A 7312-nucleotide genomic window follows, 5' to 3' on the forward strand; every position below is an offset into this window, starting at 1 on the left:
CGCGGGGGCCGTCCGCAGGGGCGTGGCGCGCCAGCGCGACCCGGACGCTCCTGTGGCATGCTGAAGGACGTGACATCGCCTCATCGTCTCGCCGCGCCGCCTCCCGGCGGCTCGCCCCAGCCTCGTCCGCCCGCCGCGAAGGCGGCCGACACGACGCGCGATAATCCGTGGCCGCTGCGCAGGCTAACGGAAAACATCAAGGTGTACGTGGACCGCATGAGCCCCCTGTGGGTGGAGGGCCAGGTCGTCGAATACAAGGTGCGCCCCGGCGCGAAGATGCACTTTTTGACGCTGCGCGACCTCCAGACCGACACGTCGATGACGGTAACCGCGTGGGCGGGCGTCATGGACTCCACGCCGCTGACCGAGGGCGCGCGCGTGGTCACGCGCGTGAAACCCGTGTTCTGGGAGCGCTCGGGGCGCCTCAACCTGCAGGCCGCAGAGATACACCTGCAGGGCGTGGGCGACCTGTTGGCCCAGATCGAGGCGCTGCGTGCCCGCCTGGCCGCCGAGGGCCTGTTCTCGGAGAAGCGCAAGAAGCCCCTTCCGTTCCTGCCGCGCACGATCGGCCTGATCTGCGGGCGGGGCGCCAAGGCGGAGGACGACGTGGTCGTCAACGCGTCCGAACGGTGGCCCGCCGCGCGCTTCGAAATCCGCGAGGTTGCGGTGCAGGGCGACCACTGCGTGCCCGAGGTGGGCCGCGCCCTGACCGAACTGGACGCCATGGATGGCGTGGACGTCATCGTCATCGCACGCGGCGGCGGCGCCGTCGAAGACCTCCTCCCCTTCTCCGACGAGCGCCTCGTGCGCGCCGTCGCGGGCGCCCGCACGCCCATCGTCTCCGCGATCGGCCACGAGGGCGACTCTCCCCTGCTGGACCTCGTCGCCGACTACCGGGCCTCGACCCCCACGGACGCGGCCCGCCGCATCGTGCCCGACCGCGCCCGAGAGCGCGACGGCATCTCCCAGGCCCTCACCCGCATGCGCGGGGCGCTGGGCGCGCGCCTGGCGACGGAGCGCTCGAACCTGACGCTCATCGCGTCGCGCCCGGTCCTCCAAGGCCCAGACGCGATCGTCGAGGGGCACCGAACGGCCCTCACGCAGCGCGTCACGGCGATGCGCTCGACGATCGAACGCCGCCTCGCGTCCGAACGCCAGCGGCTGACGCGCTCGCGCGCGACGCTGACCGCCCTGTCCCCGCAGGCGACCCTCGACCGCGGGTACGCGCTCCTGAAGACCCCGTCGGGCGCGCTCATCACCTCCTCGGCGCAGGTGAAGAAGGGCGACCTCATCGAAGGCATCCTCGCGTCGGGCCGCATGGTCGCCCAAGTCGTGGGTGCCACCAGCCCCACTCCTCCCACGGACGCACCCACTATCGACGCCTGACCTGCGCGGCCCGCCCCGGCCTCGTCCTCGGACCCTCTCACCCAAAGGAACACTGCCATGACCACGAACGACCAGCTCCCCGATCCCCAGTCCCTCGGCTACGAGGAGGCGCGCGACGAGCTCGTGCGCATCGTCCAGACCCTCGAGGGCGGGCAGGCACCGCTCGAGGACACTCTCACTATGTGGGAGCGCGGCGAGGCACTGGCGGCGCGCTGTTCTCAGATTCTGGACGGTGCGCAGGCGCGTCTTTCTGGACGCGCGACGCCCCCGACCCCCGAACGCTAGTCTACATTCTGTAGATCCACTGACCCCCGCAGGCGAGGAGACACCATGACGGTGCAATCTGGACCCCACATTCTCGCGATCGGCGAGGCACTCATCGACGTCGTCATCACGTACGAGCAGCCCGACTTCCCCGTTGAGATCCCAGGTGGCTCTCCCGCGAACGTCGCCCTGACGCTGGGTCGCCTCGGCCGCCCGGTGGCGCTGGCGACCTGGATCGGTCTGGACGAGCGCGGCCGCCTCATCGACTTCCACATGTACGATTCCGACGTGCACGTCACCGGGGCCTCGCGCGGTGCATCGCACACGTCGACGGCGCTGGCACGCCTGGACGAGTCGGGGGCCGCCTCCTACACCTTCGACCTGGAGTGGGCGCCGGCTCCACCAATCACCGTTCCGCCTACCGCTCAGATCATCGAGGCGGGCTCGATTTCGGCGATCATCGAGCCGGGCGCCTCCGCCGTTCTTGACGCGCTAACCCGCGGCCGCGAGCACGCGCTCGTGTGCTTCGACCCGAACGCGCGCCCCTCGATCATGGGCGAACCCGAGGCCGCCCTCGCCTCCCTCGAGCGTTTCATCGCGCTGGCGGACGTCGTCAAGGTGTCGGATGAGGACATCGAGTGGCTGACAGGCGGCGCCCCCGTCGACGAGGTCGTGGATCGTTGGCTGGGCATGGGACCGGCGCTCGTGGTCGTCACGCGTGGCAAGCACGGGAGCGACATCACCACGGCCTCGGGCCTGCGTGTCACGAAGACGCCGGGCGACGTCGCGGTCGTCGACACGGTCGGCGCGGGAGACTCCTTCATGGGCGGCATCATCGACGCCATGTGGGGCATGGGCCTGCGCGGCGCCGACGCGCGCGAAGCTCTGCGTTCCCTGTCCGAAGAGCAGGCCCGCGCCATCATCGACCGCGCGAGCGCCGTGTCCGACGTGACCGTGTCACGCAAGGGCGCGAACCCGCCTTGGGCGCACGAACTGTCCTGAGGCGGCTCCCCCACCAACGCGAGCGAGGCCGGTCCCCACAGCGGGGTCCGGCCTCGTTCAGTGTTTGCGTGCGCGCGATGTGGCGCGGGCCTACTTGCCCATGCGACGCTCGCGCTGGGCGTAGGAGCGAAGGGCGCGCAGGAAGTCCACGCGACGGAAGTCGGGCCAGTACACCTCGCAGAAGTAGTACTCGGAGTGCACGGACTGCCACAGCATGAAACCGGACAGGCGCTGCTCCCCCGAGGTGCGGATGACGAGGTCGGGGTCGGGCTGGTCCTTCGTGTACAGGTGGGCGGTGATGTCCGCGTCCGTGAAGGAGTCGGCGAGCTCGTCGAGGGTGCGTCCCTGGGCGGAGGCCTCGCGCATCATGGCGCGGACGGCCTCGGTGATCTCGTGTCGGCCGCCGTAGCCCACCGCGATATTGACGGTCATCCCCTGCACGTCCGCGGTGCGCGCAACGGAAGAACGCAGGTCCTCGCCCACCTTCTCGGGCAAGAGGGCCAGGTCGCCGACGACCGCCAGCTTCCAGCGCCCCTGGTCGGCCAGGAGAGACACAGCCTCGCAGATGATGCGCAGCAGCTCGCCCAGCTCGCCCGCGTCGCGCGAGAGATTGTCGGTGGAAAGCAGCCACAGCGTCACGATGGAGACGCCCGCGTCCTCCGACCACTGGAGGAACTCGCTGATCTTGCCCGCGCCCGCGCGGTGTCCCTGGGAGGCCGTGGCACCCAGCGACTTCGCCCAGCGGCGGTTCCCATCCAAGATGACGCCGATATGTTTGGGCACGGCCGCGTCGGACAACTCGGCTTTCAGGCGACGCTCATACATGTCGTAGAGCATGTTCCACTGGCCCATGTTGTCCCCTTCTCGGTGTCACACCTTTCGGCGCGGCGTACTCTTATGAGATTAAGGGTATCGCGTCGTTGGTCACAGGGAAACAGAAATGCTCTCGCAGTGCGAGAACAAGGCGCATCCACAAACCTACGGCGTAGTAACCTACGGTGGCGTAAGAAGAGATGAGGGAACACGCATGAAGATCGCATCGCTCACGCCCAAACAGTGGGCAACCGGGCAGCTCGTCCAAATCAAGCCGAAGCTACGCGGATGGCTCCACCTGGCCGCCGCCCCCCTGTCGCTCGCCGCGTCCATCGTCCTGGTGTGCCTGGCGCCCACGACCCCCACGAAGATCGCATCCGCCGTCTACCTGGCGTGCTCCCTCATCCTGTTCGGGGTCTCCGCCACCTACCACCGCTTCTACTGGGCGCCCCGCTGGGAGACCATGTGGAAGCGCCTGGACCACTCCAACATTTTCCTGCTCATCGCCGGCACCTACACGCCGCTGACCATCGCGCTCCTTACCCGCTCCGACGCCACCATCCTCCTGTCCGTCGTCTGGGGCGGCGCTCTCGCCGGCATCCTCCTCAACCTGTTCTGGCCCACCGCCCCGCGCTGGCTCACCACCCTCATCTACGTGGCCCTGGGCTGGGTCGCCGTCTGGTACCTGCCCCAACTGTGGGCGGGAGGCGGCCCCGCCGTCGTGTTACTCATCGTCGCCGGCGGCGTCCTCTACACGCTCGGCGCGATCGTCTACGGCATGAAGAAGCCCGACCCCTCCCCCACCTGGTTCGGCTTCCACGAAATCTTCCACGCCTTCACCGTGGCCGCGTGGGCCTGCCACTGCGTCGCCGTCTACCTGGCGGTCCTGGGCGGCTGACGCGCCACCGGCGCGGTCATGACCGTATCGGCGCGCGCAATGTTGCTACACTCGACACCGTGCGCGCCGACACCCTCGTGTCGGCGCTCAATGGACTGACACACGTCATTGGAGGAACCATGGCCGACACTCAGTGGCTCACGCAGGCACAATACGACCTGCTCGCAAACGAGCTCAAGGAACGCGTCGAGGTCAAGCGCGTCGAAATCGCCCGACTCATCGACGCCGCCCGCCAGGAGGGCGACCTGCGCGAGAACGGCGGCTACCACGCCGCCCGCAACGAGCAGTCGATGAACGAGACGCGCATCCAGGCCCTCCAGGACATGCTCGAACACGCCGAGGTCGGCGAGACCCCCGCCGACGACGGCATCGTCGAGCCCGGCATGGTCGTCACCGCCCTGGTGGCCGGCCGCGAGCAGACCTTCCTCCTGGGGTCGCGCGACGCCGGCGGCGACCTGGGCATCCAGGTCTTCTCCGCCCAAGCACCCCTGGGCGCCGCCGTCATCGGCCACAAGGCCGGCGACAAGCTCTCCTTCGAGGCCCCCACCGGCCGCATGATCGACGTCGAAATCCTCGACGCCAAGCCCTTCGAGGGCTGAGCCGAGGCGCGGGCGCAGCGCGGGCTACCGCGCGCCCCACAGACGCGAAGCGGGTCCCACCGGCTGGTGGGACCCGCTCACGCGTGCGCGCCAGGGCGGCTCAGGCCTCCACGTGCGGAGTCGGAGGCTCCCCCGGCTTCTCCTTCTCAGGCAGCGGGGCCTCAGCGGTCGGCGCGGCCTTGTCCGCCTCCACGTGAAGCTCGACGTGAGCGTCCACCGACGCCACGACCTCGTCCCCCTCAGATTCCGGGTGCGCCACGTAGGGGCGCGTGTCCGGCTTACCCGCGTAGCTCGCCGCGATCTGCTCCTCGAGCATCCCCGGAGGGCCACCCGGGCGATCCTGAGCGGTAGCCAACTCCGGCATCGGATCGTAGCCGTGCAGGTACATGACGGTGGCGTTGATGAAAGCGGCAATCGGCACGGAGAAAACCGCCCCGGCGATACCGGCGATCGCGGAACCCGCGGTGATAACCAGCATGACAGCCACGGGATGCAGGGACACCGCGTTCGACATCATGAAGGGCTGCAGGACGTTGGATTCGACCTGCTGGACCACCAGGATGATAACCAGCATAATGATCGCCTTCGACAGGCCGCCGTTCACGGCCGCCACCAGGACCGCGATGACGCCCGACGTCATAGCGCCCAGAATCGGCACGAACGCCGCGAAGAAGGTGATGACGCCGATCGGGATGGCGAGGGGCACCCCCAGGAAGAAGGCACCCAGTGCGATACCGGTCGCATCGATCGCCGCGACCTGGATCTGCGTGCGCACGTAGGAACCGAAGGTCGACCAGCCGCGAATCGCGCTCTCATGGACGGGCACGCGCGCGGGGGCGGGCAGCAGACGCACGCACCACAGCCAGATGGAGCGGCCCTCCTTCAGGAAGAAGAACAGGCAGAACAGCATCGTCAGTGCGGAGGTGGCCAGCGTCCCCACCGAGGAGGTGATGTTCAAGGCACCGGTCGCCAGCGTTTCCTTGTTCGTGTTCAGCCAGTTCACCAGCTCGCTGCGCAGCTGCTCGGCGGCCTGACTCAGGACGGTCGTGTCAAGCTTGAGGGGACCGTTCTTCAGGTACTCGTTGTGCGTGATCGCATCCAGGAGCGCGGCGAAGCCCGCCGCGGCCTGCGACGCCAGCTGCGGGACCTGCTGGATGAGCTCGGCGGCCGCCTGACTGAGCGCGCCAGCGACGACCGCGAAGAAGACCAGCAGGCCGACGGTGGCCGCCAGGGAGGAGGGGAAGCGCAGCGTGCGGCGCATCCACGACACGAGAGGCTCAAGCAGGACGGTGATCGTCAGCGCGATCGCGACCGGCATGATGACGAGCGTCAGCCTGGCGGCGCCCCACAGGATCGCGGCGACCAGTCCCACGACGACAAGGGTGCGCCAGGAGAACGCGGCGGCCACGCGCAGGGTGCGCGGCACGAGGGCTGCGGCGTCACCCTCATCGGCGTGTTCCTCGCGCACGGACAGAAGGACGGGGGCGGGCTCCGAGTTGTGGGCGGCGTTCTTCGCGGGCAGCGCCGCACTGAGTCGTCCCATCAGGTCGGATAGCTTCCAGCGGGGGTGTTGGGGTGCGTCGGCCACAGGCTCTCCTTTTCTCACGCCCCTAGGTTACCCGCGCTCCCCCCGTTTTCCGCCCCTCACGCGCTTGGCGCGCGCAGGTAGGGCGCTCGGTGGTGAAATGAAGGCATGAGATCACTGTTTTCGCTCGCGCGCACGGGGGTTCGCTCCTCCACTCACGCCGTGTTAGGTTCTTCGCTCGTCGACGAGGCCGGGGCAGGCCAGGAGGTCATCTTCCTGGCGGCGGGCTGTTTCTGGGGCGTCGAAAAAGCCATGTGGAACGCTCCCGGCGTCGTCTCGACGGCCGTGGGGTACATGGGCGGGCACGCCCCCGATCCGACGTATGAGCAGGTGTGTTCGCATTCGACGGGCCACGCCGAGACCGTGCGGGTCCTCTTCGACACCGCGACCACGAGCGCCGCGGACCTGATCCGCCTATTCTTCGAGATTCACGACCCCACGCAGGTGGGCGGCCAGGGTAACGACCTCGGCGACCAGTATCGTTCCGCGATCTGGACGACGACGCCGGAGCAGCTGCACGATGCCGTGGCGCTGCGCGACGCCTACCAGGAGGCGCTCACCGCTGCAGGTTTCGGTCCCATCCAGACGAGCATCGCCCCCGCGCCTCCCGAGGACTCCGACGCCCACTTCTGGTACGCGGAGGACTACCACCAGCAGTACCTGTTCAAGAATCCGGGCGGCTACGAGTGCCACGCACGCACGGGCCTGGCCTGCCCGGCGCTGCCGCGCCAGTAGCGTGCATGTCGGGTCGCATGAAACGGGGGC

General features: G+C 68.8%; 8 protein-coding genes. 6 read left to right on the forward strand and 2 right to left on the reverse strand.

All coding sequences use genetic code 11. The features are described from left to right. The first annotated feature begins 57 nt into the window (after window positions 1-57). Genes xseA through HMPREF1138_RS05815 form a run of 3 tightly spaced genes read left to right on the forward strand, consistent with a single transcriptional unit; the run spans window position 58 to window position 2652 of the window. Complete coding sequence (xseA, locus tag HMPREF1138_RS05805) at window positions 58-1386, forward strand: exodeoxyribonuclease VII large subunit (protein ID WP_009057643.1); 1329 nt, start codon at window positions 58-60, stop codon at window positions 1384-1386. A gap of 57 nt (window positions 1387-1443) precedes the next feature. Next, complete coding sequence (locus tag HMPREF1138_RS05810) at window positions 1444-1671, forward strand: exodeoxyribonuclease VII small subunit (protein ID WP_009057642.1); 228 nt, start codon at window positions 1444-1446, stop codon at window positions 1669-1671. 45 nt (window positions 1672-1716) lie between these two features. After that, entirely contained in the window at window positions 1717-2652 is a 936-nt protein-coding gene (locus tag HMPREF1138_RS05815) for a carbohydrate kinase family protein (protein ID WP_009057646.1), read from the forward strand. Between the two features lie 90 nt (window positions 2653-2742). Here the strand turns inward: HMPREF1138_RS05815 and HMPREF1138_RS05820 are convergent, their stop codons facing one another. After that, window positions 2743-3504 carry an isoprenyl transferase gene (locus HMPREF1138_RS05820; RefSeq protein WP_009057648.1) on the reverse strand — a complete coding sequence of 254 codons (762 nt, stop codon included), beginning with the start codon at window positions 3502-3504 and terminating at the stop codon, window positions 2743-2745. A gap of 175 nt (window positions 3505-3679) precedes the next feature. Here HMPREF1138_RS05820 and trhA point away from each other — a divergent pair, with 175 nt between their 5' ends. Both trhA and greA read left to right on the forward strand, forming a co-directional pair. After that, the gene (trhA, locus tag HMPREF1138_RS05825; protein ID WP_039937126.1) at window positions 3680-4363 is read left to right on the forward strand and encodes a PAQR family membrane homeostasis protein TrhA; all 684 of its coding nucleotides are present in this window, start codon (window positions 3680-3682) and stop codon (window positions 4361-4363) included. Window positions 4364-4482: 119 nt separating this feature from the next. Beyond that, window positions 4483-4962, forward strand: coding sequence for a transcription elongation factor GreA (gene greA, locus HMPREF1138_RS05830; RefSeq protein WP_021610927.1), 480 nt, complete (start codon window positions 4483-4485; stop codon window positions 4960-4962). Window positions 4963-5062: 100 nt separating this feature from the next. Here greA and HMPREF1138_RS05835 read toward each other — a convergent pair whose 3' ends face one another. Continuing rightward, window positions 5063-6505 carry an AI-2E family transporter gene (locus HMPREF1138_RS05835; RefSeq protein ID WP_399505940.1) on the reverse strand — a complete coding sequence of 481 codons (1443 nt, stop codon included), beginning with the start codon at window positions 6503-6505 and terminating at the stop codon, window positions 5063-5065. A 150-nt stretch (window positions 6506-6655) separates the two neighbouring features. On the opposite strand from HMPREF1138_RS05835, the gene msrA reads away from it, so the two are divergent. Further along, the gene (msrA, locus tag HMPREF1138_RS05840) at window positions 6656-7282 is read left to right on the forward strand and encodes a peptide-methionine (S)-S-oxide reductase MsrA (protein WP_009057640.1); all 627 of its coding nucleotides are present in this window, start codon (window positions 6656-6658) and stop codon (window positions 7280-7282) included. Window positions 7283-7312: the final 30 nt, after the last annotated feature.

The sequence above is a fragment of the Actinomyces sp. ICM58 genome, from assembly GCF_000283035.1.
GTDB lineage: Bacteria > Actinomycetota > Actinomycetes > Actinomycetales > Actinomycetaceae > Pauljensenia.

Excerpts from the sequence above, each read along its gene's own strand:
- msrA (WP_009057640.1), top strand. The coding sequence starts at position 6,656 with ATGAGATCACTGTTTTCGCTCGCGCGCACGGGGGTTCGCTCCTCCACT.
- trhA (WP_039937126.1), top strand. The coding sequence starts at position 3,680 with ATGAAGATCGCATCGCTCACGCCCAAACAGTGGGCAACCGGGCAGCTC.
- greA (WP_021610927.1), top strand. The coding sequence starts at position 4,483 with ATGGCCGACACTCAGTGGCTCACGCAGGCACAATACGACCTGCTCGCA.
- HMPREF1138_RS05820 (WP_009057648.1), bottom strand. The coding sequence starts at position 3,504 with ATGGGCCAGTGGAACATGCTCTACGACATGTATGAGCGTCGCCTGAAA.
- HMPREF1138_RS05815 (WP_009057646.1), top strand. The coding sequence starts at position 1,717 with ATGACGGTGCAATCTGGACCCCACATTCTCGCGATCGGCGAGGCACTC.
- HMPREF1138_RS05835 (WP_399505940.1), bottom strand. The coding sequence starts at position 6,505 with ATGGGACGACTCAGTGCGGCGCTGCCCGCGAAGAACGCCGCCCACAAC.
- HMPREF1138_RS05810 (WP_009057642.1), top strand. The coding sequence starts at position 1,444 with ATGACCACGAACGACCAGCTCCCCGATCCCCAGTCCCTCGGCTACGAG.
- xseA (WP_009057643.1), top strand. The coding sequence starts at position 58 with ATGCTGAAGGACGTGACATCGCCTCATCGTCTCGCCGCGCCGCCTCCC.